Source organism: Fontimonas sp. FW305-C-3, assembly GCF_058783185.1.
Map to the genome: position 1 here is coordinate 350,340 of NZ_JBYSYK010000002.1, position 26,289 is coordinate 376,628.

The 26,289-nt window shown below is 65.1% G+C and carries 27 protein-coding genes; 5 read left to right on the forward strand and 22 right to left on the reverse strand.

Annotated elements, in window-relative coordinates; all coding sequences use genetic code 11:
• Window positions 1-54: 54 nt before the first annotated feature.
• The 4 genes from tsaB to mrcB all read right to left on the reverse strand — a co-directional run bounded on the left by tsaB (window position 55) and on the right by mrcB (window position 5,729).
• Window positions 55-774 carry a tRNA (adenosine(37)-N6)-threonylcarbamoyltransferase complex dimerization subunit type 1 TsaB gene (tsaB, locus tag AC3WUF_RS07810; RefSeq protein WP_492424189.1) on the reverse strand — a complete coding sequence of 240 codons (720 nt, stop codon included), beginning with the start codon at window positions 772-774 and terminating at the stop codon, window positions 55-57.
• Complete coding sequence (gene yoaA, locus AC3WUF_RS07815) at window positions 771-2,762, reverse strand: DNA repair helicase YoaA (protein ID WP_492424191.1); 1,992 nt, start codon at window positions 2,760-2,762, stop codon at window positions 771-773. The genes tsaB and yoaA overlap by 4 nt, the downstream gene beginning before the upstream one ends.
• 3 nt (window positions 2,763-2,765) lie before the next feature.
• Window positions 2,766-3,362, reverse strand: coding sequence for a tetratricopeptide repeat protein (locus AC3WUF_RS07820; RefSeq protein WP_492424193.1), 597 nt, complete (start codon window positions 3,360-3,362; stop codon window positions 2,766-2,768).
• Between the two features lie 66 nt (window positions 3,363-3,428).
• Entirely contained in the window at window positions 3,429-5,729 is a 2,301-nt protein-coding gene (gene mrcB, locus AC3WUF_RS07825) for a penicillin-binding protein 1B (protein WP_492424195.1), read from the reverse strand.
• A gap of 148 nt (window positions 5,730-5,877) precedes the next feature.
• On the opposite strand from mrcB, the gene AC3WUF_RS07830 reads away from it, so the two are divergent.
• Complete coding sequence (locus AC3WUF_RS07830; RefSeq protein WP_492424197.1) at window positions 5,878-6,879, forward strand: LLM class flavin-dependent oxidoreductase; 1,002 nt, start codon at window positions 5,878-5,880, stop codon at window positions 6,877-6,879.
• Between the two features lie 66 nt (window positions 6,880-6,945).
• Here AC3WUF_RS07830 and AC3WUF_RS07835 read toward each other — a convergent pair whose 3' ends face one another.
• The 3 genes from AC3WUF_RS07835 to phoU form a co-directional block, all read right to left on the reverse strand.
• Complete coding sequence (locus AC3WUF_RS07835; protein WP_492424199.1) at window positions 6,946-8,043, reverse strand: porin; 1,098 nt, start codon at window positions 8,041-8,043, stop codon at window positions 6,946-6,948.
• 223 nt (window positions 8,044-8,266) lie between these two features.
• The gene (locus AC3WUF_RS07840) at window positions 8,267-8,995 is read right to left on the reverse strand and encodes a DUF2057 domain-containing protein (protein WP_492424201.1); all 729 of its coding nucleotides are present in this window, start codon (window positions 8,993-8,995) and stop codon (window positions 8,267-8,269) included.
• Window positions 8,996-9,006: 11 nt separating this feature from the next.
• Window positions 9,007-9,720, reverse strand: a complete 714-nt coding sequence (phoU, locus tag AC3WUF_RS07845; RefSeq protein ID WP_492424203.1) for a phosphate signaling complex protein PhoU — start codon at window positions 9,718-9,720, stop codon at window positions 9,007-9,009.
• Window positions 9,721-10,042: 322 nt separating this feature from the next.
• Between phoU and pstS the strand changes: the two genes are divergently transcribed.
• The 4 genes from pstS (at window position 10,043) to pstB (ending at window position 13,941) form a co-directional block, all read left to right on the forward strand.
• Entirely contained in the window at window positions 10,043-11,104 is a 1,062-nt protein-coding gene (gene pstS / locus AC3WUF_RS07850) for a phosphate ABC transporter substrate-binding protein PstS (protein ID WP_492424205.1), read from the forward strand.
• 145 nt (window positions 11,105-11,249) lie between these two features.
• Entirely contained in the window at window positions 11,250-12,233 is a 984-nt protein-coding gene (pstC, locus tag AC3WUF_RS07855; RefSeq protein WP_492424207.1) for a phosphate ABC transporter permease subunit PstC, read from the forward strand.
• Window positions 12,234-12,244: 11 nt separating this feature from the next.
• Window positions 12,245-13,090 carry a phosphate ABC transporter permease PstA gene (pstA, locus tag AC3WUF_RS07860; RefSeq protein ID WP_492424209.1) on the forward strand — a complete coding sequence of 282 codons (846 nt, stop codon included), beginning with the start codon at window positions 12,245-12,247 and terminating at the stop codon, window positions 13,088-13,090.
• Window positions 13,091-13,122: 32 nt separating this feature from the next.
• Window positions 13,123-13,941 carry a phosphate ABC transporter ATP-binding protein PstB gene (gene pstB / locus AC3WUF_RS07865; protein ID WP_492424211.1) on the forward strand — a complete coding sequence of 273 codons (819 nt, stop codon included), beginning with the start codon at window positions 13,123-13,125 and terminating at the stop codon, window positions 13,939-13,941.
• 65 nt (window positions 13,942-14,006) lie between these two features.
• Here the strand turns inward: pstB and queC are convergent, their stop codons facing one another.
• From queC to lpdA, 15 genes are all read right to left on the reverse strand, one after another.
• Window positions 14,007-14,690 carry a 7-cyano-7-deazaguanine synthase QueC gene (queC, locus tag AC3WUF_RS07870; protein ID WP_492424213.1) on the reverse strand — a complete coding sequence of 228 codons (684 nt, stop codon included), beginning with the start codon at window positions 14,688-14,690 and terminating at the stop codon, window positions 14,007-14,009.
• A gap of 7 nt (window positions 14,691-14,697) precedes the next feature.
• Window positions 14,698-15,360: a 7-carboxy-7-deazaguanine synthase QueE gene (queE, locus tag AC3WUF_RS07875; RefSeq protein ID WP_492424215.1), complete on the reverse strand. Its 663-nt coding sequence runs from the start codon at window positions 15,358-15,360 to the stop codon at window positions 14,698-14,700.
• A 45-nt stretch (window positions 15,361-15,405) separates the two neighbouring features.
• Window positions 15,406-16,350, reverse strand: a complete 945-nt coding sequence (ybgF, locus tag AC3WUF_RS07880; protein WP_492424217.1) for a tol-pal system protein YbgF — start codon at window positions 16,348-16,350, stop codon at window positions 15,406-15,408.
• Between the two features lie 78 nt (window positions 16,351-16,428).
• Entirely contained in the window at window positions 16,429-16,944 is a 516-nt protein-coding gene (gene pal / locus AC3WUF_RS07885) for a peptidoglycan-associated lipoprotein Pal (RefSeq protein ID WP_492424219.1), read from the reverse strand.
• A gap of 59 nt (window positions 16,945-17,003) precedes the next feature.
• Window positions 17,004-18,293 carry a Tol-Pal system beta propeller repeat protein TolB gene (gene tolB / locus AC3WUF_RS07890; protein WP_492424221.1) on the reverse strand — a complete coding sequence of 430 codons (1,290 nt, stop codon included), beginning with the start codon at window positions 18,291-18,293 and terminating at the stop codon, window positions 17,004-17,006.
• 125 nt (window positions 18,294-18,418) lie between these two features.
• Window positions 18,419-19,477: a cell envelope integrity protein TolA gene (gene tolA, locus AC3WUF_RS07895; protein WP_492424223.1), complete on the reverse strand. Its 1,059-nt coding sequence runs from the start codon at window positions 19,475-19,477 to the stop codon at window positions 18,419-18,421.
• Window positions 19,477-19,902, reverse strand: a complete 426-nt coding sequence (tolR, locus tag AC3WUF_RS07900) for a protein TolR (protein WP_492424225.1) — start codon at window positions 19,900-19,902, stop codon at window positions 19,477-19,479. Before tolR ends, tolA begins: the two co-directional genes overlap by 1 nt.
• A 10-nt stretch (window positions 19,903-19,912) precedes the next feature.
• A complete protein-coding gene (tolQ, locus tag AC3WUF_RS07905; RefSeq protein ID WP_492424227.1) occupies window positions 19,913-20,599 on the reverse strand; it encodes a protein TolQ in 687 nt (228 codons plus the stop codon).
• Window positions 20,600-20,809: 210 nt separating this feature from the next.
• Window positions 20,810-21,244, reverse strand: coding sequence for a tol-pal system-associated acyl-CoA thioesterase (gene ybgC / locus AC3WUF_RS07910; protein WP_492424229.1), 435 nt, complete (start codon window positions 21,242-21,244; stop codon window positions 20,810-20,812).
• Complete coding sequence (ruvB, locus tag AC3WUF_RS07915) at window positions 21,241-22,272, reverse strand: Holliday junction branch migration DNA helicase RuvB (protein ID WP_492424231.1); 1,032 nt, start codon at window positions 22,270-22,272, stop codon at window positions 21,241-21,243. The genes ybgC and ruvB overlap by 4 nt, the downstream gene beginning before the upstream one ends.
• Window positions 22,269-22,859, reverse strand: coding sequence for a Holliday junction branch migration protein RuvA (gene ruvA / locus AC3WUF_RS07920; RefSeq protein ID WP_492424233.1), 591 nt, complete (start codon window positions 22,857-22,859; stop codon window positions 22,269-22,271). The genes ruvB and ruvA overlap by 4 nt, the downstream gene beginning before the upstream one ends.
• The gene (gene ruvC, locus AC3WUF_RS07925; protein ID WP_492424235.1) at window positions 22,856-23,371 is read right to left on the reverse strand and encodes a crossover junction endodeoxyribonuclease RuvC; all 516 of its coding nucleotides are present in this window, start codon (window positions 23,369-23,371) and stop codon (window positions 22,856-22,858) included. The genes ruvA and ruvC overlap by 4 nt, the downstream gene beginning before the upstream one ends.
• Window positions 23,368-24,081, reverse strand: coding sequence for a YebC/PmpR family DNA-binding transcriptional regulator (locus tag AC3WUF_RS07930; protein WP_492424237.1), 714 nt, complete (start codon window positions 24,079-24,081; stop codon window positions 23,368-23,370). The genes ruvC and AC3WUF_RS07930 overlap by 4 nt, the downstream gene beginning before the upstream one ends.
• A gap of 27 nt (window positions 24,082-24,108) precedes the next feature.
• Window positions 24,109-24,708, reverse strand: coding sequence for a YfaZ family outer membrane protein (locus tag AC3WUF_RS07935; RefSeq protein WP_492424239.1), 600 nt, complete (start codon window positions 24,706-24,708; stop codon window positions 24,109-24,111).
• A 51-nt stretch (window positions 24,709-24,759) separates the two neighbouring features.
• A complete protein-coding gene (gene lpdA / locus AC3WUF_RS07940) occupies window positions 24,760-26,196 on the reverse strand; it encodes a dihydrolipoyl dehydrogenase (protein ID WP_492424241.1) in 1,437 nt (478 codons plus the stop codon).
• Window positions 26,197-26,289: the final 93 nt, after the last annotated feature.

The following is a 26,289-nucleotide window of genomic DNA, read 5'->3' on the forward strand; positions in this document are numbered from 1 at the left end:
CAGGCCGCGAAGGACGCGCAGTGTGCCTGAATCGGCCTCGCATCTCCAGCCCGTTCAGCCTGCCCGGCTGGCGCGTTTGGCCTGCTGTTCGACGAGCGTCAGCGCGACCTTGTTGCGCAGGTAAACCGGCTGCAGATCGTCGGCGCTGATACCGGCACCGGCATGCAGCAGCGGCTCGGCAATCTGCAATGCGGACGCCGCCAGCGGCAGCGCCTGATCGTCGATCTGCAGCGGCGCCGCGCCGAGTGCGCGTTCCAGCTCGGCGCGATAGCGCTGCCAGCCGCTGCCGGCGCCGATCGCCGCGCCCTCCACACCGGCCAGCACCGCCTGTGCCGGTGGGCACACCCGCTCCGCACCGCTCAATTGCGGCAGGCCCGCGGCATCGGCGCGGTATTGCGCGAGATAGATCTCATCCATGCGCGCATCGATCGCGGTGATCACCTGCGCATCCGGCTGCGCGCGCAGCGGCGGCAGTGCGAGCATCGCCAGCGAGGACACACCCACCACCGGGCGGTCGACCGCCAGCGCGAGCCCCTTGACGTAACCGACACCGATGCGCACGCCGGCAAAGCTGCCTGGCCCGACACCGCAGACATACGCATCGAGCTGTGAAAACCCGATGCCGGCCTCGGCCATCAGGCCGAGCACCATCGGCATCAGTTGCTCGGTGTGCGTGCGGCCGGCGCGGTCGTAGCGCGTCAGCACGCTGCCCTCGACCATCAGCGCGACCGAGCAGGCCTCGGTGGCGGTATCGATCGCGAGCAGGCGCTTCATGGACCCACGGCCTCTTCGTCGGCCGGCAAGGCGCTCATCTGGATCTCGCGCATCCAGTTGCAGGCTGCGGCTGGGTCCTTGAGCACCGGCATCGCCGGCAGCGCCGACAGCACGCGGCGGCCGTAGGCCTTGGTCGTCAGGCGCGGATCGCAAAGCATCAGCAGGCCGCGGTCGCTCGGATCGCGGATCAGGCGACCGACGCCCTGCCGCAGCGTGACGATGGCCTCGGGCAACTGCAGGTCGAAGAACGGCGTGCCGCCGCGCGCACGAATCGCCTCGAGCTTGGCCTCGAACACCGGATCGCCCGGTGCGGTGAACGGCAGGCGATCGATGATGACGACGCGCAGCGCCTGGCCGCGTACATCGATGCCTTCCCAGAAACTGCTGGTGCCGACCAGCACGGCATTGCCGTCTGCAGTGAAGGCATCGAGCAGCGCGGAACGGCCCTCGTCGCCCTGCGCGAGCACCTTCAGCTCCGGCAGCTGCGCGCGCAGGATCGGCGCGATCAGGCGCAGCGCGCGATGGCTGGTGCAGAGCACGAAGGCGCCGCCGCCGGACGCGCGGATCACCGGCAAGGCCGCCGCAGCGACCGCCTCGGCATAGCCGGGCGCGTTGGGTTCCGGCATGCGCGGCGGCAGATACAGCCGCGCCTGGCGCGTGTAGTCGAACGGGCTGTCGAGCTTGAGCGTCGTCGCATCCTCGAGGCCCAGCTCACGCACGAAATGAGTGAAGTCCGCGCCGGCGGCGAGTGTTGCCGACGTCATGATCCAGGCGCCCGGGTAGGTCTGGCGCATGCGTCGGAAGCCATCGGCCAGTTCGATCGGCGTGGCGTTGAGACTGCCGCCGCGCTGCATCGCTTCAACCCAGCGGACTTCGTTTGCGGCTTCCGGCTTTTCGCTGCCGCTCGCAGGCGCCGACAGCACGTGACGCCAGCGGTCGCGCAGCTGCAGCGTGCGCTCCAGCGCCGACGCCATCTCGGCGTTGCGCTCTTCGAGCGGTCGCAGCATGTCGAACATTTCCTCGAGCGATTCCTGTACGCGCTCGGTCGCGATCTGGGTCGACACATTGTCGACGAAGCGTTGCAGCGGCAGACGTTGCTGGCCGGGTACGAAGCACTGCTCCAGCTGCGTGACATCCGCCGACAGGCGCTGCGTGCATTCGGCGAGACGCGGCAGATCGCCGCTGTTCTGCGCCTCGAGCAGCACATCGCGCGCCAGCTCCTGCAGCTGCCGCGTAGAGATGCGGGTACCGAAGAACTGCGCGGCCAGCTCGGGCAGCTGATGCGCCTCGTCGACGATGACCGCGTCGGCGCCGGACAGGATCTGGCCGAAGCCCTGCTCCTTCAGGCTGAAATCGGCGAACAGCAGATGATGGTTGATGATGACCAGATCGGCGGCCTGCGCGTTGCGCCGCGCCTGCGCGACGAAGCATTGCTCGAAGTCGTCGCAGCGGCTGCCGAGGCAGTTGTCGGTGGTCGACGTGATCTGCCGCGCCAGCGGCGACTCCTCGCGAAACTCGGCGAGTTCCGAGATCTCGCCGGTGCCGGTACGGCGCGCCCATTCCTCGACGCTGCGCAACAGGTCGTACGAAGGCCGCAGCGCCGGCTGGCTGCGTGCGCGCTTCATCCGGTACAGGCACAGGTAGTTCGAGCGGCCCTTGAGCAGCGCCAGACGCGCGCGCGCCGACAGCGCATCGCGCACGCGCGGCAGGTCGCGATGGAACAGCTGGTCCTGCAGTGTGCGCGTGCCGGTCGAGATCACCGTGCGCTGGCCCGACAACAATGCGGGTGCGAGATAGGCGAAGGTCTTGCCGGTGCCGGTGCCGGCCTCGACGATCAGGGTCTGCCGCTGGCCGAGCGCCTGCTCGACGGCGGCCGCCATCTGCTGTTGCGCCTCGCGCGGCGCGAAGCCTTCGATGCTGTCGGCGAGTTGCCCACCAGGACCCAGCAGATCGGCGGCGGCAGACGCGGTGCCGCGGCTAGCGCTCATGACTCACCGCGGCGTGGCGCCGCTCAGCCGCTGCTGCAGCGCTTCGAGACGCTGCTGGGCCACATCGGCGCCGGCCTGATCGCCCATCGCGTCGCGCGCCGTCGCGATCGTCTTCCAGTTTTCGATTTCGACGTAGATGTTGCCGCGCGCCAGCGCGTTCGACTTGCCGGCGACGCTGTCCGCCTGGCTGAAATTCTGCTGCGCGAGATACGACTTGCCGAGCAGCGACCAGACGAAATAATTGCGCGGCTCGATCCGCAGCGCGCGTTCCAGTGCTGCGGCGGCCTGCGCCGGCTGACCGGCATCGAGCGCGGTGCGCGCCTGGCGCATCAGCGAAGTCACCGCCGCGCCGCTGACTTCCTCGGCGCTGCGCGGATAGGCCGGCAAGGCGCTGCCGGTACTGCCCTCGCCGGCCGCCGGCGTCGGTTCCGGTTGAGCGGCTCTGGGCGGCGGTGTGGAGCCCGGCGGCACAACCAGCACGCCGGGGTCGTCGTCGCCCCAGACGCGGCGCTGGCCTTCGCTGCCGGCGCAGGCCGCCAAGCTGGAGACAAGGCCAATGACGGCAAGGCGCCGGGCCAGGATCAACAACGGGAAATTCATGGGCTGGTTCACGCCGCTAGTGTAACGATTCGGCCCGCGGCGCGGCCCGCCGCAGGGGCTCGGATATCAGTTGCCGAAGATATCGCGCAGCCATTGCAGCGGCGCCGGCGTCGAGCCGCTGGCGCAGGGCGCCCATTCGACCGGCCCCCAGCCCAGCATGTACGGCAGCTCGACCGCACCTGGGCACGCCTCGTCGGCACGCAGGCCGCTGGCCGGATCGACCATCACCAGCTCGACATCGGACGGTTGCAGCTGCAGCAGGCTGCGCACCTTGAGATCGCGCATGATCCGCGCCCACACCGGCAAGGCACCGCTGGCACCGGACAGGCCGGTCGGCTGGTTGTCGTCGCGCCCGACCCAGATCACCGTCACGCGGTCGGCGCTGAAGCCGGCGAACCAGCTGTCGCGATAGTCGTCGGTCGTACCGGTCTTGCCAGCCACCGCGACATCCGCCGGCAGCGACTGGTAGGCCGCGCGGGCGGTGCCTTCGGTCATGACCTTCTGCATCGCCCAGTCGACCAGGTAGACCGGGCCGTCGGCGAGCGTCTGCTTGACCTGGATCGGGTAACGCGACAGCGGCGCGCCTTCCTTGGTCTGCACTTCGCGGATCGCCGACAGCGGCGCCTGGAAACCGCTGGCCGCCAGCGTCGCGTACATCTGCGCGACCTCGACGGGCGCCATGCCGATCGCGCCGAGGAACATCGACGGCAGTGCCTGTGCGTCGCCCGAGTATCCGGCGCGGCGCAGCGTCGACAGCACCTGTTCCGGGCCGACCCGCAGGCCCAGGTGCACGGTCGGCAGGTTCAGCGACTGCGCCAGCGCGCGGTACAGCGCCTGCGGGCCGTGCAGCTGCTTGTCGTAGTTGCGCGGCTTCCAGATCGAGCGGTTCGGCATCTTCAGGTCGATCGGCTCGTCCGGCAGCATCGTGCCCAGGCCGAACTCGTTCGGCCGTTCCAGCGCCGTCAGATAGACGAAGGGCTTGATCAGCGAGCCGATCGGCCGCCGCGAATCGAGTGCGCGGTTGAAGCCGGAATACCGCACGTCGCGGCCACCGACCATGCCCAGCACTTCGCCGCCTTCGGCGCTGGTGACGACACCCGCGGCCTCCAGCGTGCCGGGCTTCATCTTGCGGCCCTGCTCCAGCTCCGGCAGCGTGCCGCGGATGTGCTGTTCGAGCACTTCCTGCACGCGCGGGTTAAGCGTCGTGAAGACGCGCAGGCCTTCGTCGGTCAGGTCTTCGTCGCGGTACTGGCCGCGCATCTGCCGCTTGACCATCTCGACGAAGGCCGGATAGCGCTCGGCACCGCCGCTGCGGCCGCTGTCGATGCCCAGCGGCTGCGCCATCGCCCGCTCGTATGCGGCATCGTCGATCAGTCTGCTGTCGCGGAACACGCCGAGCACCACGTTGCGGCGCTCCAGCGCACGCTGGGGATTGCGCCGCGGGTTGTAGTACGAAGCGCCCTTGACCAGGCCGACCAGCAGCGCAATTTCCTGCGGCTGCAGCTCGACCAGCGGCTTGTTGAAATAGAACTGCGCACCCAGGCCGAAACCGTGCACGGCGCGGCTGCCGTCCTGGCCGATGTGCACCTCGTTGATATAGGCCTCAAGGATCTCGTCCTTGTTGTGGTGGCGCTCGATCAGCACCGCCATGAAGGCTTCGTTGGCCTTGCGCGCCCAGGTCTGGCTGCTGCTGAGGAACAGGTTCTTGATCAGCTGCTGGGTGATCGTGCTGCCGCCCTGCACGACGCGACCGGCGCGCAGATTGGCGAACATCGCGCGCGTGATCGCGCGCGGGCTGACGCCGGCATGCTGGTAGAAATTGCGATCCTCGACCGCCACCAGACCCGCCGGCAGCAACGACGGCACTTCGGCCAGCTTGACCAGCACGCGGTCTTCGCCATGGCGCGGATACATGCTGCCGATCAGCATCGGATCGAGGCGGGCGATATCGAGCTGGGCGCCGGTGTCGCTACGCTCGATGGCCGTGATGCCGCCGCCGCTGAACTTGACCGACAGAGTCATCTCCTCCTGGTAACCGTCCCAGAACTGGAACGGCCGCAGGTGGATGTCGACCTGGCTGCGCGAGGGCTGATAAGTCCCGGTGCCGGCGAGATGCGGGTCTTCGCGATAGCCGAGGCGGCCCAGTTCGTGAACCAGATCGCTGGCGCTCAGGTCGATGCCGGCATACAGCTCCTGCGGTGCGGCGTAGACCTGCGCGGGCAGCGTCCAGCGGGCCCCGGCGAAACGCTCGCGGATTTCGGCGTCGAGCTTGACCAGATAGCCGAACAGCAGCACCAGCCCCACGCTGAGTGCGAGCACCAGCGCAGAGGAAAGCACAACCAGGAAGCGGCGACGTGTGGACGGCATCGGGCGCGCAGTGTAGTCGATCAGGGCATCCGGGTCTGTGGTTACGATGCCCGGATTGATGGTCTCTGCAGTCTTGAATATCCGCCAACTGTCGTCACCTTGAAACAACGGCGTCCGCCGATTGCCCCGCCGACTTCCTGGAGTGCCGATGTCCCTTCCCCTGCCGCTGTCGGTTCTCGATCTGGCCCCGGTCCCCGAGGGCAGCAGCCCGGCCGAGGCGCTGCGGCGCACCGTCGATCTGGCGCGTCTGGCGGAGCGCCTCGGCTTTGTCCGCTACTGGTTTGCCGAGCATCACGGCATGCCGAGCGTCGCGAGTTCGGCACCGGAAATCCTGATCGGCCACGTCGCCGCCGCAACCCAGACCATCCGGGTCGGCGCCGGCGGCATCATGCTGCCGAACCACACGGCGCTGAAGGTTGCCGAGACCTTCCGCACCCTGGCGGCGCTGCATCCCGAGCGCATCGACCTCGGCCTGGGCCGCGCGCCAGGTTCCGACCAGGCCGCCAGCCGCGCGCTGCGGGCCTCCGACGGCCAGGACTTCACCGCCCAGCTCGCCGAGCTGCAGGCGTTCTGCGGCGCCCGCGAATTCCCGGCCGGCCACCTGTTCCGGCAGGTCGTCGCGGTGCCGGCCGATGCGCCGCTCCCGCCGATCTGGCTGCTCGGGTCGAGCGGCGCCAGCGCGCAGTGGGCCGGCAATCTGGGCATGGGATATAGCTTTGCCAGTCATTTCAGCCCCGCACCGGCGGCACCGGCGTTCCGCGCCTACCGGGACAGCTTCAGGCGCTCCGAACAGTTCCAGAAGCCGAGCGCCGTGCTTGGCGTTGCCGCGGTGTGCGCGGAAACCATGGAAGAGGCCGATCATCTGGCGACGACGATGGACCTGGCCTGGCTGCGCATCCGCCGCGGCGAATTCCTGCCGCTGCCAAGCCCCGAAACCGCGCGCGCCTACAACTACAGCGCCTTCGAGCGCGAAGCGGTGCGTGAGTACCGCGCCCGCACGGTGATCGGCACGCCGGCGCAGGTCCGCGCAGCGATCGAGAAACTGGCGGCCGACAGCGGTGCCGATGAGGTCATGGTCGTCAGCAATCTGTACGGCCATGCCGAGCGCCTGCGCAGTTACGAGCTGCTTGCCGACGCGTTCCAGGCCTGAGGCCCAGGCTGCCGCACCAATAAAAATGCCCGGCCGAAGCCGGGCATTTTCGGTGCAACGGACTGCTTAGAAGCTGTAAACGAGCTGCGTACCGAAGGTGTCGGTCGACAGCGATTCGCTGCCGTCCTTCTCGTCTTCGAACGTGACGTAGTACGCCGAGACGTAGGTCGACTTGTTCAGCTTGTAGTCGACGCCGAGCGCGATCTCGCTGCGATCCTTCTCGCTCTTGTCGCCGCTGGTCATGCCGTACATCGCCTTCAGCTTGAGCGCGTCGAGCGTGTAGCCGACCGACAGCAGGTAGCTGCTGTCCGACAGATCGCCGGCGTTGGCGGCCGGGCCCGGAACGGCCGGCGTCGCCGGATCGTTGTCGGCGTCCACCAGGCCAGCCTGGTCGATACCGTCGGCGATCTGGTACAGCGCGCCGATTTCGAGATCGGTGATCGGCTTGACCGACACCGAAGCGCGGAGGATGTCGGAAGCGACGGTGCCCTTGTCGAGCTTGGTCAGACCGTCCGAGGTGTACTGGTTGCCCGCGTAGGCGAGCATCGCGGTGATCATCTCGGTCTCGAACTTCGCCGAGGCGTAGATCGTGTCGGCAACGCCGTCATCGACGTCGTTCAGATTGTCGCCGGCGACGCGGCCTTCACCTGGCTGCACCGCGACCGCCAGCTCGAGCGCATCGGCGATTTTCGGCGTGGTGTAGGTGATCAGGCTGCGGTCGCGCGATTCGCCGGCCATCAGCAGTTTGATATCGGCCGGGGTGTCGTTGAAGATGTCGACGAACGCGCCGGCATCCTTGATCATCGTGTCGTGGAAGCCGACCTTCAGCGCACCGAAGACGCCGCGGACGCCGACGAAGATGTTACGGCGCGAGAAGATATCGGACTCGTTGCCGGTGGGATCGACGCCCCATTCCATCTGATAGAAACCTTCAAGGCCGGCGACACCCAGATCGTCCTTGCCCTTGACGCCGAAACGCGAACCGTTGTTGCCGTCGCGGAGCTTCCAGCTCGTCTCGCCGCCATTCTTGAGATCCAGACCGATCTCATCCTTCTGGCTGTCCAGAGAAACGATGAACCGGCCGTATACCTTCGCTTCAGCCAATGCGACGCCCGGCGTAACGAGGGCGGCCCCCACGGCGATCGCAATCAGATTCTTCTTCACGAATACATCTCCTAAATAAGAGGACAAACGTTTGTGTTCGTGATCACCGCCCTCACAGCGAAACCGAGGACTTCAATTGCCGGTATCGCTGAAACCCAACGCCAAGCGTATGAACACGCGCTGCAGCCGGCGTGGATTATCGAAGCGCTGTGTGACGCAAGATTGGCAGAACCGTGACAGTTGAATGACAGTCAGACGGTCGATTGCGGTGCAGATGACAAACTCAGCGCGGAGCGGCGATCCATTCGAGGAAAGCCCGGCGCTGTTCGGCAGACGCCTGATTCCACCAGCCTTTGACCAGCAGCAGCTGATCGTCGGCCGGCAAGGCCTTGGCCGATTCCGGGGCACTTGCTGCCACCGGCGCGGGTACCGTGCCCGCAACTGGTGCGGGCGTTTGTGACAACGGAGCGACAACCTGCTGCCCCGCTTCGCGGGTCACCGCCGGCACCAAAGTGCGGTCTCCCTGCACCTGTGCCAGCAGGCCGCCGCGAAACGCCAGACCGCTGATTTCCGATTCGGTCCGCTGGCCGCCTGCCTGATTGGCGATGCTGGCCTTGAACGAGCGGGCCAGCGCGGTGGCCTCACTGAGGCTGGCCGGGCGCTGGTAGTCGATCTGATAGCGCTGACCGGCAGCGGCCTCGAATACAAGCCGGACCGGATCGGAACGCAGCACTTCGTGATTGTCGCCCTGGCTCCAGATCTCGCGATAGAAGACCAGGAGGTCGTAACGGCCCGGTGCCAGCTCCAGGATCTTGTCGCCCTTGCTGCCCATGCCGTTGGCGGCGGGAACATCGACGCCATTGAGCTGGGCAACCTCCAGCTGCTCCGGCAAGTTGATGGTCGAGACCGCAGATGCATCGCGGGCCGGCCCGGCATACAGCCGGATCGGTGCCTGCGTACAGGCGGTCAGCAGCAGCGCTGCCGGCAACAGCAGATGGAACCAGGAGCGCATTGTTGCAATCTTCAGGTGCGGACTTCGCTTTCCAGCGATTCCAGAGGCATGTGACGGACGTCCTTGCCCTTGACGAAGTAGATCACGTACTCGGCGATGTTCTTGGCATGGTCGCCGATACGCTCCAGCGAGCGCACGCACCAGATGATGTCCATCACGCGGCGGATCGTGCGCGGATCTTCCATCATGAACGTGATGCACTGGCGCAGCAGGGATTCGTACTCGCGGTCCACTTCGCGATCCTGGCGGGCCACCGACAGCGCGGCATCGGCATCCATGCGGGCGAAGGCGTCGAGCGCGCCATGCACCATGCCGCTGACCTGACGCGACATGTGCTGCACTTCGTGGACGCGGTCGCTGAGGCGTTCCTGGGTCGCGAGGTCGCCGGCCATGCGGGCGATCTTGCCGGCCTCGTCGCCGATGCGCTCAAGATCGGTGATCGTCTTGATCACGGCGTAAACCAGGCGCAGGTCGCTGGCGGCCGGCTGGCGGCGCGCCAGGATCAGCGAGCATTCGCGGTCGATGACCACTTCCAGCTGGTTGATGCGCGAGTCGGCGGCATTGACCTGCGCAGCCAGTTCGACGTCGCGATTCACGAGGGCTTCGATCGCATCGAGAATCTGCTGCTCGACCAGCCCGCCCATGGTCATGACTTTCTGGCGGACGTCTTCCAGGTCGGAGTTGAACTGGCTAGAAATATGTTGGCGCAGATTGGTCGTTTCCATGATGCTCAGCGGGTCCGGTAAAGAGTTATGGTGCGATCTGTGGCGCCACATAGTGCGCCTGCAAACCGCGTAGCGACAAGATTGGCCTGCGGCACGCAAAAGCGCCGCACCGCGCAATCGGCGGGCAAAAACCACGCGCGAACTCTGCGCGGCGCATGTGACCACCGGATGATTGCGTAATGACAGTTTTATGACAATCCGGGCCGCTGCCTGCGTAGGCGACCGGGCCGGCGGCCTGCCACTGACACAGAAAAACAAGCGGACTGCAACGAAACTGTCATCTGCGCTGGCTACTCTCGCGTCGTTTTCCCAACGGACCCAAATGGAGACCGCCGTGACCGTGTTTCGTAAATCCCTCGCGTCGACCGTACTCGCCGCTGTTGGCGCTGTGCTGTCGTGCAACGTGTTTGCCGCCGACATTTCCGGTGCGGGCGCCACCTTCCCGTACCCGATCTACGCCAAATGGGCGGACGCGTATAAAACCGAGACCAACATCGGCCTCAATTACCAGTCGATCGGTTCGGGCGGCGGCATCAAGCAGATCAAGGCCAAGACCGTGACCTTCGGCGCCAGCGACAAGCCGCTGAAGATGTCGGAGCTCGAAGAATCCGGCCTGACCCAGTTCCCGATGGTGATGGGCGCGATTGTGCCGGTCATCAATGTCGATGGTATTGCAGCCGATCAGCTCGTTCTCGACGGCACGACCCTCGCCGATATCTTCTACGGCAAGATCAACAAGTGGAACGATCCGGCGATCGCCAAGCTCAACCCGGGCCTGACGCTGCCGAAGACCGCCATCGCCGTCGTCCATCGCTCGGACGGCTCGGGCACCACGTATAACTTCACCTACTACCTCGGCGGCGTCAGCAACAACTGGCGCGTCAACGTCGGCGTCGAAGCCTCGGTCGAATGGCCGGTCGGTATCGGCGGCAAGGGCAACGAAGGCGTCGCCAACATGGTCACGCAGACCAAGGGCGCGATCGGCTACGTCGAGTACGCCTACGCCAAGCAGAACAAGATGACCTACACCAAGATGATCAACAAGGACGGCAAGACGGTCAGCCCGTCGATGGCGAGCTTCCAGGCCGCCGCCGCCAATGCGGATTGGTCGAAGGCGCCGGGTTATGCGCTGATCCTCGCCAACCAGCCGGGCGCCGAAAGCTGGCCGATGACCGCCGCGACGTTCATCCTGGTCCATCGCAAGCCGCAGAGCGATGCCGACCTGCTGGCCGCGCTGAAGTTCTTCGACTGGGCCTACAAGAAGGGCGACGCGATGGCCGAAGAACTGGTCTACATCCCGATGCCGGATTCGGTCACCGAAATGGTCTACAAGACCTGGAAGACCGAGCTGAAGGACGCCTCCGGCGCCCCGCTCTGGAAGTAAGCTGGCGCAAGCCTGAGCTGTAGAACTCTGTATCAACCGGGAAGCGGACTGCGGTTCGCTTCCCGGCTTTTCAGCTGAGCCGCCCGCGCGCAATACTGCTGCGCGCAGCCGCTCTCCCAAACTGATTCTCTAGTGGGGATTTCGCTTGAACGCAGTCGACGCTCTTGCCGCCGGCACACCAGGTCCTTCAGCGACCATCCGGCGCAATCAGATTCTGGACGTCATCGCCCGCTCCTTGACGCGCGCCGCCGCGATCCTGGTGCTGGTCATGCTTGGCGGCGTCATCGTCGCGCTGATCGACGGTTCGCTACCGGCCATCCGCGCCTTCGGTCTGGGCTTCATCACGACCGAGAAGTGGAATCCCGTCACCGAAGTATTTGGAGCCGCGGCGCCGATCTACGGCACGCTGGTGACCTCATTCATTGCCCTGCTGATCGGCGTTCCGCTCAGCATCGGCATCGCCATCTTCCTGACCGAGCTGTGCCCGCGTCAGCTGAAGCGCCCGCTCGGCACCGCCATTGAGCTGCTGGCCGGCATTCCCAGCATCATCTACGGCATCTGGGGCCTGTTCGTGCTGGCGCCGCTGCTGCAGGAGTACGTGCAGCCGGCGCTGATCGCGATCTTCGAACCGATCCCGGTCCTGTCCGGTCTGTTCGCCGGTCCGCCGTACGGCATCGGCGTGCTCACCGCCGGCCTGATCCTCAGCATCATGATCCTGCCGTTCGTGACCTCGATCACCCGCGACGTGTTCGACACGGTGCCGCCGATGCTCAAGGAATCCGCCTACGGCCTGGGCTGCACGACCTGGGAAGTGGTCTGGAACGTCGTGCTGCCGTACACCCGCACCGGCGTCATCGGCGGCATCATGCTCGGCCTCGGCCGTGCGCTGGGCGAAACGATGGCGGTGACCTTCGTCATCGGCAACGCACATCGCATCGCCGAATCGCTGCTCGCGCCGGGCACCACGATCTCGGCAAGCATCGCCAACGAATTCACCGAAGCGGACGGCGAGCTGTACACCTCGTCGCTGGTCACGCTCGGCCTGATCCTGTTCATCATCACCTTCATCGTGCTGGCCGCCGCCCGCCTGATGCTGCTGCGCATGAAGCGCGCCGAGGGCAAGAAGTAATGGACGCCGCCATGACCAAGCTGTACGCGCGCCGCAAGCGCTCGAACCAGATCGCAATGGTGCTGTCGGTCGTCGCCACCAGCCTCGGCCTGATCGCGCTGGCCTGGATCCTCGCGACCTTGTTCGTGAAGGGCATTGGCGGCGTCAACTGGGCGGTGTTCTCCGAGATGACGCCGCCGCCGGGCTCGGAAAAGGGCGGCCTGCTCAATCCGATCTTCGGCAGCATCGTGCAGACCGTGATCGCAACGCTGATCGGCACGCCGATCGGCATGCTCGCCGGCACGTTCATGGCCGAGTACGGTCGCAACAGCAAGCTGACAATGGTCGTGCGCTTCATCAACGACGTGCTGCTGTCGGCGCCGTCGATCGTCATCGGCCTGTTCGTCTACGAGATCATGGTCCGCCCGATGGGCCACTTCTCGGCCTGGGCCGGCTCGGTCGCGCTGGCGATCCTGGTGATCCCGGTCGTGGTCCGCACCACCGAAGACATGCTGCTGCTGGTGCCGGACAGCCTGCGCGAAGCGGCCTCCGCACTCGGCGCGCCGCGCTGGATGGTCATCCAGCAGATCTGCTATCGCGCCGCCCGCGCGGGTCTGGTCACCGGCATCCTGCTGGCGATCGCACGCATCAGCGGCGAAACCGCACCGCTGCTGTTCACGTCGCTGAACAACCAGTTCTGGAGTACCGACATGAACGCGCCGATGGCCAACCTGCCGGTGGTCATCTTCCAGTTCGCGCTGTCGCCGTATGAAGACTGGCAGCGTCTGGCCTGGGTCGGCGCCCTGCTGATCACGCTGGCCGTGCTGTCGCTGAACATCCTCGCCCGCTCGTTGTCTGGCCAACGGACATCCGGCTAATGAACGATCTAGAATCCAAACAGAATCCGACCATGCAAACGCGCCCTAACGTGGACCTGAGCACGACTTCAATCGTTTCGCCCGACGCGGCTGAACTGCCGGAAAAGCTGTCAGTACGGAACCTGAGCTTCTATTACGGCGCCAGCCGTGCGCTGAACTCGATCTCGCTGCCGCTGTACGACAAGAAGGTCACCGCCTTCATCGGGCCGTCGGGCTGCGGCAAATCGACCCTGCTGCGCGTGCTCAACCGCATGTACGAGCTGTATCCCGGACAGCGCGCCGAAGGCGAAGTCCTGCTCGACGGCAAGAACATCATCGCGCCGGGCACCGACCTCAACATGCTGCGCGCGAAGATCGGCATGGTGTTCCAGAAGCCGACGCCGTTCCCGATGTCGATCTACGACAACATCGCTTACGGCATCCGCCTCTACGAGAAGCTGCCGAAGTCGGAAATGAACGACCGCGTCGAGGATGCGCTGAAGCGCACCGCGCTGTGGGACGAGGTCAAGAACAAGCTCGACGCCAGCGGCCTGGGCCTGTCCGGCGGTCAGCAGCAGCGTCTGTGCATCGCGCGTTCGATCGCCGTGCGGCCTTCGGTCCTGCTGCTCGACGAACCGACTTCGGCGCTCGATCCGATCTCGACGGCGAAGATCGAAGAACTGGTTTATCAGCTGAAGACCGATTACACGATCGCGATCGTCACGCACAACATGCAGCAGGCTGCGCGTGCGTCGGATTTCTCGGCGTTCATGTATCTCGGCGACCTGGTCGAGTTCGGCCCGACCGACCGTCTGTTCACCAAGCCGCGCGAAACGCGCACCGAGGAATACATCACCGGTCGCTTCGGCTAAGCGTCTTCTGCCAACAAAAAAGGGCACCGCTGGCGCCCTTTTTTGTGGGTCTGATCCTGGTGGAGCTAAGCGTAATGCGTCGGATCGGCGACGCCGGCGGCGATGAAGCCATCGCGACGCAGGCGACAGGAATCGCAGCGGCCGCAGGCACGGCCGTCGACATCAGCCTGGTAGCAGGACACCGTGATGCCGTAATCGACTCCGAGGCGCGCGCCCTCGCGAATGATGTCGGCCTTGCTCATCGTCAGCAGCGGCGCGTGGATGCGGAAATGCCCGCCTTCGACGCCGACCTTGGTCGCGATATCCGCCAGCTTCTCGAAAGCCTCGATGAACGCCGGCCGGCAATCCGGATAGCCCGAATAGTCGACCGCGTTGACGCCGATGAACAGGTCGCGCGCGCCGACCACCTCAGCCCAGCCCAGGGCCAGAGACAGAAACAGCGTGTTGCGCGCCGGCACGTAGGTCGACGGAATGCCCGTCGTCGGCGTCTCCGGCACTGCGATGTTCAGGTCGGTCAGCGACGAGCCGCCCATCGCATCGAGATTGATCGAGATCAGCTGATGCTGACGCACCTTGGCCACCGCGGCGACACGATTCGCCGCCGCCAGTTCGGCCTGATGCCGCTGGCCGTAGGACACGCTCAGTGCGTAGATCTCGAAGCCCTGTTCCTGGGCCATCGCGATCACGGTCGACGAGTCGAGTCCGCCGGAGAGCAGGACAACAGCCTTGGGTTTCTCGGTGGAAGTCATACGAAGCTCAACGTCCGGCGACATTGCCCCACAGGAGTTTGTGCAGCTGCATCTGGAAACGGACAGGCAGGCGATCCTCCAGCATCCAATCGGCCAGCGTCGCGGCTTCAATCTGGCCCTGGCTCGGCGAGAACAGCACCGCGCAGCGCCGGTCGAGCTGGCGATCCAGCAGCAGCGCTCGCGCCCATTCGTAGTCCGCACGGCTGCAGATGACGAGCTTGAGTTCGTCGCGAGCGGTCAGCAGCTCGAGGTTCTCCCAGCGATTGCGCTCGACCTCACCGGAGTCCGGCGTCTTGATGTCGACGATGCGGGCGACGCGGGCATCGACGGCGCCGATGTCCATCGCACCGCTGGTCTCGAGAGAAACCTGGTAGCCGGCATCGCACAGGGCCGTCAGCAGCGGCAGGCAGGAACGCTGCGCCAAGGGTTCGCCGCCGGTCACGCAGACGTGACGGACGCTGAGCCCTTTGACAGTGTCGAGAATTTCGCTGAGCTGGGCCCATTGACCGCCGTGGAAGGCGTAGGCCGTATCACAGTAATGGCAGCGCAGCGGACAGCCGGTGAGGCGCACAAAGGCCGTCGGCCAGCCCACAAAAGAACTTTCGCCCTGTAGCGAGCGAAAGATCTCCGTGAGTTTTACCCGGGGTTCTGCGACAACGGCCGTGTTCAACGTCTTTCCATCCGTAACGCACGGCCCGCCGCGCAACCGCGAAGCTTACTGGGCGGCGAGCTGCTGCTGTGCCAGCCGTGCGGCGTTCGACTGCGGGTAGGTCTGCACCAGCTTCTGCAGCGTCGCCTTGCCGGCGGCGGTCTGCTTCAGCTCGAGCTGGGTCAGGCCGGCCTTGAGCATGGAATCCGGGCCCTTGGGGCTGCTCGGGAAACGCTGCAGCACCGCCTGGAACGCGGTCAGCGCGGAGTTGTAGTCCCGCTTGACGTAGTAGGCCTCGCCGCTCCAGTACAACGCGTTGTCGGCGTAGCGGCCCTGCGGCCAGCGGCTCAGCAGCGAGCGGAAACCGGTGATGGCATCGTCATACTTGCCGTTCTTCAGCGAATCGAAGGCCGTCAGGTAGGCGCCCTCTTCCTCCGGCGAAGCACCACCGCCGTTGGAAATGGTCACCGGCGCCGGCTGACCGCCCGGCGGCACCTGCTGGGCATGGGTATAGGCCGGCGGCGTATAGGTCGGCGTCGCCGGAGCCTGCGGCGTCGACAGCGTGCCGCCCGGCTGGACCGTCGCAACCGGCGCCTGGGCGCCATACTGCGGCGCAGCGCCATATTGCTGACCACCACCGTACTGGCCGCCGCCGTAGCTGGCACCAGCGGCGGCAGCAGGAGCAGCGCCCTGCAAACGACGATCGAGATCGAGGTACTGTTCCTTCGAAGCGCGCTGAGCCTGGTCGAACTCGTAGCGCAGGCGTTCCATCTCGCCGCGGACCTGGCGCAGATCGTCGCGCAGACGCAGGTTTTCCTGATCCATGCCGGTCAGGTTGACGGCATCCAGACGACGCGAGAGTTCAGCCACGCGCGACTCGGCGGCCTGCAGACGTCGCTCGGTGGGGGACAGATTGTCGGAACCGCCGGAGATCGGGCCGCCGTAGCCACCCGCACAACCGACCAAGATAGTGCTCGCGCAGCCCAGGGCTGCCAGTCGCAATCCGTTCATTGACGCCACCTGTCCTCTCTATCCGCTTATAGGTATATCCGCTGGCGGTGGTCCGCCAGCGGATCGTTGACCGCTATCTTACTGGCGAATCAGCTGCACGCGGCGATTCTGCGCCCAGGCGCTTTCGTCGTGGCCAGCAGCAGCCGGACGCTCTTCGCCGTAGCTCAGCAGCTGCAGCTGTTCCGGGCTGACGCCCTTGGCCTGCAGAGCGGACTGCACGGCCATCGCGCGGCGCTCACCGAGGCCGACGTTGTATTCGCGCGTACCGCGCTCGTCGGCATGGCCTTCGAGGCGAACCTTGGCGGCCGGATTGGCGGTCAGGTAGCTGGCGAAGGTGTCGACAACGCTCAGCGACTCGGACTTGATCGACGTCTCGTCGTAGCCGAAGTAGACGATGTTGGTCGTCAGTGCGCGCTCGTTGGCAGCGGTCGTGTCGAAGCTGCTGCCACCGGAGACCGGGGCCATCTGATCGCTGTAACCGCCGCTCAGCTGCTGGGGAGCACCATCGGCATCGGTGCGCTTCTTGTTGGAGCCGCACGCGGTCACGAACAGCGCGGCGACGAGGAGAACCGGCAGAAACTTTTTGGCGTTCATGGGAAGCATCCTACAAATGTTAAGTCTTATGGGAGAAGTGAACTACGTAATCGGCAACGTTACTTGAGCAGCGGAGACCAGGCCGGTTCGCGGACATCGCCACCGGACTGACGCAGGCTCTGACGGACCTTGCCGTCGACGGATACCGTCGCCAGCTCGGCGCCGCGCGAAGTCTGCGTGGCATAAATGATGACTGCACCGCCCGGAGCAAAGCTCGGACTCTCGTCCATCGGGCCGTCGCTCAGGACCTGCATGTCGCTGGACGCCAGATCGAGCAGGCCGATGCGATAGCGCCCGCCGTCGAGGTTCACCATCGCCAGCTTGGTGCCGTCCGGCGAATACGCGGCGCGCAGGTTCTGGCGGCCACCGAAAGTCAGACGGCGCGGATCGCCGCCTTCAATACCCACCTCGTAGATATGCGGCTGACCGCCGCGGTCCGAGGTAAATGCAATTCGCGAGCCATCCGGCGACCAGGTCGGCTCGGTATCGATGCCGTAATGGTCGGTCAGGCGCCGGCGCGTGCCATTGCGGACGTCGAGGATGTAGATGTCCGGGTTCTTCTCGAACGACAGGGTCATCGCCAGATATTTGCCGTCCGGCGAAAACGCCGGCGAGCCGTTGATGCCCTTCTCGGAGATCAGGCGCTTGACCTCGCCCGTCGCCAGAGTGTGCAGATAGATCGCCGAGCGGCCCTTTTCGTAACCGACATAGGCCAGCTGCTTGCGATCCGGCGACCAAGCCGGCGACATCAGGGTCTCGCGCGACGTCGCGACGATGCGCGGGCTCTCGCCGTCGGAATCGGAAATGACCAGCTCGAACGACCGCTGGTAGCCGATGCCCTTGGCGGTGACGTAGGCGATCTTGGTGTTGAAATAACCCGGCAGGCCGAGCAGCTTCTCGTAGATCAGGTCGGAAATCTGATGCGCGACATAGCGCATCTGGTCGAGGCTGCGGGCCGGGATGTCGAAGCCGATCATCTGCTGGCCGCTGACGGCGTCCACCAGGAAGAAACGGGCGAAATAGCCACCGGAGTCCGACTTGGCGACCTGACCGACGACCACATAGTCGACACCCTGCGAACGCCAAGCGTTCGAATCGATCTGCGCCGGCGTGATCGGCTTCTGCAGCATGTCGGCGCGCGCCAGGGTCTTGAATCGACCGCTGCGGTAGAGATCGTTATGAATGACCTGGGCCACATCGGTCGTGACTTCGGGAATCTGCCCGAACGGCACGATGCCGATCGGCAGCGCGTTCTCGACGCCGCCGATGACGGAAATCTCCAGAGCCGCCTGCGCAGGGATTGCGGCACCGAGCGTCAGGAACAATGTTACCCAGCGTATCAATTTCATAGTAAGGCGTTCTACGTCAGCAGCATGAAGGTGGGCTGAATCCCGTTACGGTACAGCAGCATAGTGACAAAGCCTGACTTGGAACATGGTTCAGGCAAAAAATTCTGCGCCCGTGCCGAAATCGGTCAGCAAAGCCCCTCGCCCGGGCAGAACATCGAGTCGATTTCGCGTTCGAACAGCGACGGATCCGGCGGTGGCGGCAGCGGGCTGGCCTTGATGACCGCCTGCTCGACCGAGCGATCCAGCATCTCGCTGCCGCAGCTGCGCGTGACCTTGGCGCTGATGACCTGCCCGCCCGGAATCTGGACGATGTGCACCATGCAGTTGAACCGCGGCGGCGAAGCCGGCGGGCGGATCCAGCGGCTGCGAATCTTGGCCGCGATCACCGCGCCCCAAGGCGCCTGCGCCGCTGAGCGGGCGGCGGCGGCACGGGCAGCCGCTTCTTCACGCATCGCGCCTTCCAGCGCGTCGCGTCGGGCCTTCTCTTCTGCGGCGCGTTTGGCTTTCAGGCGCTCCATTTCCTGGCGCTCGGCTTCGAGCTCGCGATCGCGCGCGGCCTGGATTTCGCGTTCACGCTCCTCGGCCTCGGCGCGCTTGCGCGCCTCTTCGATGCGCTTCTGCTCTTCTTCCTGGCGCTTCTTTTCTTCTTCGATGCGCTTCTGCTCTTCAGCCTTGCGCTTCTCTTCGTCCTGAATGCGCTTGAGCTCGGCCTGACGCTCCTGCTCCTGCTTCTGCTTGATCTTTTCCTCTTCGACGCGCTTGCGCTCGGCTTCGGCCTTGAGCTCTGCTTCTTCCTGCTTCTTCTTCTTTTCCTCGAGCAGCTTGGCCGCCGCGACGGCGTCCTTTTCCTTCTTTTCTTCGGCCTTCTTCTGCTGTTCGATCTTCTTCTGCGCGTCGGCGACCTTCTGCTCTTCGGCCTTCTTCTGGGTCTCGCGCTTGCGCTCGACTTCGCGCTGTACCTCAACTTCCTTGAGGCGCTGCTCTTCGACCGCCTGCTGCTTCTTCTGCTCGGCGATCTGCTTGGCGATTTCCGCGGCCTGCTCCGCCGAGTTGTCGACGATCAAGACGGCTTCCATCGGCGGCGGGACGACCAGATCGCGCGTGAAGAAGGCGCTGGCGAACAGCAGCACGAACAGCAGCACATGCAGCGCCGCCGCGAGATAGAGATGACGACGTTCAACCATTAGCGCGTAGTCGTGTCGTCTAGCGGTTGGGTGATGAAGCCGATCTTGCGGGCTCCGGCGCTCTGCAGCAGCGACATGCCGTGAGCGATACGCTCATAGGCAACCGCCTGGTCGCCTTCGACCATGATCAGCTTGGCCGGATTGGCCTGAACGAGCTTGCTGACCGCGTCGACGACTTCTTCATCGGTCAGCGGCTGGCTCGATTTGCCTTCGGCCTTGTTGAACATGAACTCGCCCTTGGCCGTGACCGAAAACTTGGCGTCTTCTTCCTGATTGGTCAGCGACTGGGCGTTGGTGTCCGGCAGATCGACCTCGATGCCCTGCACCATCAGCGGTGCGGTCACCATGAAGATGATCAGCAGAACGAGCATCACGTCGATATACGGCACGACGTTGATCTCGGATGACATCTTGCGCTTGGCCATGACCGGCGCCTCAGCCCTTCTTCTGACCGTGGCGGAGGCCGCGGTCCATGATGCCGATCATCTCTTCGGCGAAGGTGTGGAAGCGCGATTCAAGGCTCTCGACCTTGCGCGTGAAGAAGTTGTAAGCAATGACCGCGGGGATGGCCGCGAACAGGCCCATTGCGGTCGCGATCAGCGCCTCGGCGATACCGGGGGCGACCACGGCGAGCGAAGCCTGCTTGACCGCGCCGATGCCGATGAACGCGTTCATGATGCCCCACACCGTGCCGAACAGGCCGATGTACGGACTGGTCGAACCGATCGTCGCCAGCACGGCCAGGCCGCCTTCGAGACGCTCGACCTCGCGGACCTGGCTGACGCGCATCTGGCGCTGAACCGCGGCGATGACGTCGTCGCTATCGGCATAGCCGCCGGTCTGCTGGCGGGTGTATTCCTCGTAGCCGGCGACGAAAATCGCCGCGGGACCCTGGTTTTCACCGTTGCGGCGCTGCTGTTCGTACAGATCGGACAGGTTGCCGCCGCTCCAGAACTTGTCCTCGAAGCGCTCGGCGTCTTCCGTTGCCTTGCCCAGCAGCTTGCGCTTGGAGAGGATCACCGCCCACGAAAACACCGAAGCGGCTACCAGGATGAGAAGCACCACCTGCGCCAGCACACTGGCTGACATGATGAGGTGCGCATAGGACATTTCTGCGTTCATGAGTTCGCGATCGGACCTGGTTCGCGCGGCGGGCGCGCTTCAAGAAATCGTAAAAATCTTGCTGAAAGGTAAGGTTACCAACAACTTGCAGCTGCACTTGCTGCAGCGCGGAACGATATCACAATGGCGCCAAAACACAGCATGAATTGATGATAAAAGTAGCGAAATGGGTTGCCGCCAGACGAGCGGTAACATTCGCGGGTTGAACGGTCAGGTCGGGCTGCCCTGTCGCCATTGGTCTATCGCGGCCTGCATTGGCGCCGGAATGGCGGTCGGCCTGAAGTCCGCGTAGCTGACGCAGCCGATCTTGACCGCCACCGTTGCCAGCAACTCACCATTGCTGCTGCGTAACAGGCTCTGTTCGAAGATCAGGCTGGCACGCTTGATCGATGTTACGCGTGTCTGGACCTGCAGCAGGTCATCGAGCCGCGCCGGCCGCCGGTAGACGATCTCCATGCTGGCGACCGTGAACACGGCACCCAACTCCTCGCGCAGGCGCTCCTGGCCGAGCTGCAGCGTGCGCAGCCACTCGGTGCGGGCACGCTCGAACCAGCGCAGATAATTGGCGTGATAGACGACGCCGCTGGCGTCGGTGTCCTCGTAATAGACCCGGACCGGGAACTCGAAGACCGCGGCGCCCGTCACTGGAACAGATCCGGCGTGGCCAGCCGCTCCGGCACCTTCAGCCCGTAGTGCTCATAAGCCCGCTTGCCGGCGATGCGGCCGCGCGGTGTGCGCATCAGATAACCCTGCTGGATCAGATAGGGCTCCAGCACGTCCTCGATGGTGTCGCGCGACTCGCCGATCGCGGCAGCCAGGTTGTCGATGCCGGCCGGACCGCCGTCGAAACGCTCGATCAACGCCATGATCAGGCGCCGGTCCATCAGGTCGAAACCATTGCTGTCGACGCTGAGCAGGCGCATCGCCTCGGCCGCCGATTCGACGGTGATGACACCGTCGCCGCGCACTTCGGCGTAGTCGCGCGCGCGCCGCAGCAGGCGGTTGGCGATGCGCGGCGTGCCGCGCGAACGGCGGGCAATCTCGGCGGCACCGGCCGGCGCGATCGGCGCCTTGAGAATGCCGGCACTGCGCAGGATGATCTGCGTCAGGTCGGTCTCGGAATAGAACTCCAGGCGCTGGACCAGGCCAAAGCGGTCGCGCAGCGGGCTGGTCAATGCGCCGGCGCGGGTCGTCGCGCCGACCAGCGTGAACGGCGGCAGGTCGATGCGGATCGAACGGGCGGCCGGGCCCTCGCCGATGACGATATCGAGCTGATAGTCCTCCATCGCCGGGTACAGGACTTCTTCGACGATCGGCGACAGGCGATGGATTTCATCGACGAACAGCAGGTCGCGCGGCTCCAGATTGGTCAGCAGCGCCGCGAGGTCGCCGGGGCGCTCGAGCACCGGCCCCGAGGTCTGGCGCAGATTGACGCCCATTTCGCTGGCCAGGATGTTCGCCAGCGTGGTCTTGCCCAGACCCGGCGGACCGAAGATCAGCACGTGATCGAGCGCCTCGCCGCGCTTCGTCGCGGCCTCGATCGCAATGCTCATCTGCTCGCGCACGGCGGCCTGACCGATGTAGTCGGCGAGACGCTGCGGACGGATCGCCCGCTCGATGCGCTCTTCGTCGCTGCCCGCGACGGAAGAAATCAGGCGCTCGGCATCGCTCATCGCACGGCGCGCTTGAGCGCCTCCTGGATGATCTGCTCGGTATTCATGCCGTCCTTATACACGGCTTCGGTGAAGCGCTGAATCTCGATCGGCTTGTAGCCGAGCGCAGCGAGCGCGGAACGCGCCTCCTGCAGCGGCGTGGACTCGGCACTGCTTGTACCCGGCAACACCGGCGTCAGATCCGTACGATCGGCGCGATCGCGCATTTCGACGATCAGGCGATCCGCGGTCTTGCGCCCGACACCGGGCAGCTTGGTCAGCCGCACCGCATCGCCGGCGCGCACCGTGATCCAGAATTCATCGACGCCCATGCCGGACAGAATCGCCAGCGCGAGCTTGGGGCCGACACCGGAAATCCGGATCAGCTCACGGAACAGCGCCTTCTCGGTCGCGGTCGCAAAGCCGAACAGCAGATGGGCGTCTTCACGCACGGTCAGGTGCGTATGCAGCGAGACTGTTTCGCCGACCGCCGGCAGCTTGTAGAACGTCGACATCGGCGCTTCGATTTCGTAGCCGACGCCGCCCACGTCCACCAGCAGCTGCGGCGGCTGCTTGAGCAGCAGACGTCCCTTGATCGAACCGATCATGCACGCCCCCAGCGGCCGGTCAACGCCAACCCGGTCGCGGCGCGCGTCGAGCGCACCTGCGCATGCGTCAGCGCAACCGCCAGCGCGTCCGATGCGTCGGCGACCAGCTTGCCCTGGAGATTGAGCAGTATCCGCACCATGTGCTGCACCTGTTCCTTTTCTGCCCTGCCGGTTCCGGTCAGCGCGAGCTTGACCTGGGTTGCCGCGTACTCGGCAACCGGCAAGGTCGCACGAGCGGCGGCGCACAAGGCGACGCCGCGGGCTTGCCCGAGGATCAGCGCACTGCGCAGATTCTTGCTGACGAAGACTTCTTCGAACGCGGCTTCCTGCGGCGAGAACTCGGCAATCAGCGCCGTCAGTTCGGCATCGATCTGCGCCAGTCGCGGCGCCATGTCGCCATTGCCGGTCGCGATGCGGCCGCTGGCCACGATCCGGCATTTTCCGCGTTCGCTATCGATGATGCCGTAGCCGGTAAACCGTGAACCCGGATCAATGCCAAGGATGCGGGTCACGCGATGTTCGTATAAACCTTTTGAACGTCGTCGAGATCTTCAAGCATGTCGATCAGCTTCTGCGCCGTTTCGGCCTGCTCGCCAGCCAGCGTCACCGTGTTCGCCGGACGCAGCGTGACGTCGGCCTGCAGCAGCGCGAAACCCTTGGTCTCAAGGGCCTGCTTGACCTCGACCAGCGCCGCGCGCGACGTCAGGATTTCGGTGTAGCCGTCTTCGTTGAGAACGTCGTCGGCACCGCTCTCCAGCGCCACTTCGAGTGCCTGCTCTTCCTTCGCGCCGTCGCCGGCGGTTTCGATGAAGATCTGGCCGACTTCGGCAAACATGTACGACACCGCTCCGCTGGTGCCCATGTTGCCGCCGTTCTTGCTGAAAGCATGGCGCACGTCGGCAACCGTGCGCGTCGGGTTGTCGGTCATGCAGTCGACGATGATCGCGACACCGCCCGGGCCGTAACCCTCGTAGCGAATCTCCTCGAACTGGTCCGCACCGCCTTCGCCGGTGCCGCGCTTGATCGCGCGCTCGGCGGTGTCCTTCGGCATGTTGGCGTCGAAGGCCTTGTCGAGCACCAGACGCAGGCGCGAGTTGCTGCGCGGATCACCGCCGCCGGTACGCGCGGCGACGGTGATTTCGCGGATGAACTTGGTGAACAGCTTGCCGCGCTTGGCGTCTTCAACGCCCTTGCGGCCAGCGATACTTGGACCTCTACCCATGGTTTGCCGGAACTCGGTAGTCAGCGATCAGAAGAAGTTGAGGCGCAGGCCGGCGTGCAGGCCGTTGTCGGCGGTGACATCGCCATCCAGCGGCTCCAGCTCGATGTTGACGTTGCGATAGCCGACGTAGACCGACGCATCCTTCAACACCTGGTAATCGAGCGCAACGCCAATCTCGTAGTACTGCTCGACATCACCCAGGCCCAGCACGTCCGGCGCGTAGTAACCGTAGACCGACAGGCCCAAGCGATCGAAGCCGGGATAACGCGCTTCAAGCTGGCCGCCGACGGCAATCGCACCGCCGCTGTCATGGTCGCGGCCGACATAGACGCCACGCAGGCCAAGGCCGGCAGCCAGCTCGAAATCGCGCGCGCCGGCATCGCCGGTCAGCAGGGCGCCGACGTGTCCGACCAGCAGATCGTCGTTGCGCTCCGGGCGCACGATGGCGCCGACGTCGTATTGACCTTTCTTGTCGGTGCCAAGACGCGACAGCGGACCGTACAGCGCCGCGCGGTAGCTGTTGTCGCCGATCGACAGATCAAAGATTTCCGCCCGCGCTGCGGTGCTCGCCAGCATCAAGCCCACCATCAGAAAGCCAGCCCCACCCAGCTTCTTGAGCATGTTCATCAAATCGTTCCCCGAAAAAATTGAACCAGTTTTACTTCCCAAGCCCTTCGTTTACTTCTTGACCTTGTTGACCGCATGAACCGCGCGACCGTCCGCCAGCAGCACCGCCTCATGTAGATTCTCGGACAGCGACGGATGGCCGTGCATGGTCAGCGCGATGTCTTCGCAGGTCGCCGCGAACTCCAGCGCCAGCACCGCTTCTGCGAGCAACTCTGACACATACGGACCGACCATGTGGAAGCCGAGGATGCGGTCGGTCTTGACGTCGGCAATGACCTTGATCGAACCCGCCGCCTGCTCCATCGCCTTGGCGCGGCCGTTGGCGGCGAACGGTCCCAGGCCGATCTTGATCTCGTGACCCTTGGCCTTGGCCTGCTCTTCGCTGAGGCCAACCCAGGCGACTTCCGGCGCGGTGTAGATCACGCTCGGCACCGCGTTGTAATTGACCTGCGTGTGATGACCGGCGAGCTGCTCGGCGAGCGCCACACCTTCCTCGATGCCCTTGTGCGCGAGCATCGCGCCGCCGATGACATCGCCGACGGCGTAGATGCCCGGCGCCGAAGTCTTGTAATGCGCGTCGACCTTGACGAAGCCGCGCTCGTCGAGCGCGACCTTGGCGACATCGGCACCCAGGCCGTCGGTGTACGGCTTGCGGCCGACCGCGACGATCAGCTTGTCGAAGGTCTCGGTCTTGACCTCGCCGTTCAGTTCATACGACACCGCGACGCCCTTGGCGCCGGCCTTCGCCGACTGCACCTTGGCGCCGAGACGGATGTCCAGGCCCTGCTTGGTGAAATGACGCAGCGCTTCCTTGGCGATCTGCTGGTCGACCATCGGCAGGAAGGTCGGCAGCGCTTCGAGGATCACGGTCTGCGCGCCGAGGCGGTTCCAGACGCTGCCGAGTTCGACGCCGATGACGCCGGCGCCGATCACGCCGAGCTTCTTCGGCACTTCAGTGAAATCCAGCGCGCCCCAGGAATCAACGATGTCCTTGCCGTCGAACGCGGCGATCTTAAGATTCACCGGCGCCGAGCCGGTCGCGATGACGATGTGCTTGGCGGTCAGCACTTCGACCTTGCCGTCGTGCGACTTGAATTCGACCTTGCCGTCGCCGAGCAGCTTGCCGCTGCCCTGCAGGCCGGTGACCTTGTTCGCGGTGAACAGGGTCTTGATGCCGCCGGTGAGCTGGCCGGAGATCGTCTGCTTGCGCGCCTGCATCTTCGCCAGGTCCAGCGTCAGCTTGCCGCTGCCGATGCCATGGGCCGCCGCTTCATGCGACATGCGGTGATACAGCTCGGAGGATTCGAGCAGCGCCTTGGACGGAATGCAGCCGGCGTTGAGGCAGGTGCCGCCGAAGGCCGGCGTGTTGTCCTTGTTGACCCAGGCGTCGATGCAGGCGGTCTTGAAGCCCAGCTGCGCGGCGCGGATGGCGCAGGGATAACCGGCAGGGCCGCCGCCGATCACGACAACATCAAATTCAGTGCTCATGGTGCTCCTCGATGGTCGAGGGCATTCTAACCACGCAGCACAGGCATCGCTACGGAAACTACCCGCGCAGGACAACAAAAAGCCGACGCTGGG

Coding starts and splice junctions, on each gene's coding strand:
- tsaB (WP_492424189.1), bottom strand. CDS start 774: ATGAAGCGCCTGCTCGCGATCGATACCGCCACCGAGGCCTGCTCGGTC.
- yoaA (WP_492424191.1), bottom strand. CDS start 2,762: ATGAGCGCTAGCCGCGGCACCGCGTCTGCCGCCGCCGATCTGCTGGGT.
- AC3WUF_RS07820 (WP_492424193.1), bottom strand. CDS start 3,362: ATGAATTTCCCGTTGTTGATCCTGGCCCGGCGCCTTGCCGTCATTGGC.
- mrcB (WP_492424195.1), bottom strand. CDS start 5,729: ATGCCGTCCACACGTCGCCGCTTCCTGGTTGTGCTTTCCTCTGCGCTG.
- AC3WUF_RS07830 (WP_492424197.1), top strand. CDS start 5,878: ATGTCCCTTCCCCTGCCGCTGTCGGTTCTCGATCTGGCCCCGGTCCCC.
- AC3WUF_RS07840 (WP_492424201.1), bottom strand. CDS start 8,995: ATGCGCTCCTGGTTCCATCTGCTGTTGCCGGCAGCGCTGCTGCTGACC.
- phoU (WP_492424203.1), bottom strand. CDS start 9,720: ATGGAAACGACCAATCTGCGCCAACATATTTCTAGCCAGTTCAACTCC.
- pstS (WP_492424205.1), top strand. CDS start 10,043: ATGGAGACCGCCGTGACCGTGTTTCGTAAATCCCTCGCGTCGACCGTA.
- pstA (WP_492424209.1), top strand. CDS start 12,245: ATGACCAAGCTGTACGCGCGCCGCAAGCGCTCGAACCAGATCGCAATG.
- pstB (WP_492424211.1), top strand. CDS start 13,123: ATGCAAACGCGCCCTAACGTGGACCTGAGCACGACTTCAATCGTTTCG.
- queC (WP_492424213.1), bottom strand. CDS start 14,690: ATGACTTCCACCGAGAAACCCAAGGCTGTTGTCCTGCTCTCCGGCGGA.
- ybgF (WP_492424217.1), bottom strand. CDS start 16,350: ATGAACGGATTGCGACTGGCAGCCCTGGGCTGCGCGAGCACTATCTTG.
- pal (WP_492424219.1), bottom strand. CDS start 16,944: ATGAACGCCAAAAAGTTTCTGCCGGTTCTCCTCGTCGCCGCGCTGTTC.
- tolB (WP_492424221.1), bottom strand. CDS start 18,293: ATGAAATTGATACGCTGGGTAACATTGTTCCTGACGCTCGGTGCCGCA.
- tolA (WP_492424223.1), bottom strand. CDS start 19,477: ATGGTTGAACGTCGTCATCTCTATCTCGCGGCGGCGCTGCATGTGCTG.
- tolR (WP_492424225.1), bottom strand. CDS start 19,902: ATGGCCAAGCGCAAGATGTCATCCGAGATCAACGTCGTGCCGTATATC.
- tolQ (WP_492424227.1), bottom strand. CDS start 20,599: ATGAACGCAGAAATGTCCTATGCGCACCTCATCATGTCAGCCAGTGTG.
- ruvB (WP_492424231.1), bottom strand. CDS start 22,272: ATGAGCGATGCCGAGCGCCTGATTTCTTCCGTCGCGGGCAGCGACGAA.
- ruvA (WP_492424233.1), bottom strand. CDS start 22,859: ATGATCGGTTCGATCAAGGGACGTCTGCTGCTCAAGCAGCCGCCGCAG.
- AC3WUF_RS07930 (WP_492424237.1), bottom strand. CDS start 24,081: ATGGGTAGAGGTCCAAGTATCGCTGGCCGCAAGGGCGTTGAAGACGCC.
- AC3WUF_RS07935 (WP_492424239.1), bottom strand. CDS start 24,708: ATGAACATGCTCAAGAAGCTGGGTGGGGCTGGCTTTCTGATGGTGGGC.
- lpdA (WP_492424241.1), bottom strand. CDS start 26,196: ATGAGCACTGAATTTGATGTTGTCGTGATCGGCGGCGGCCCTGCCGGT.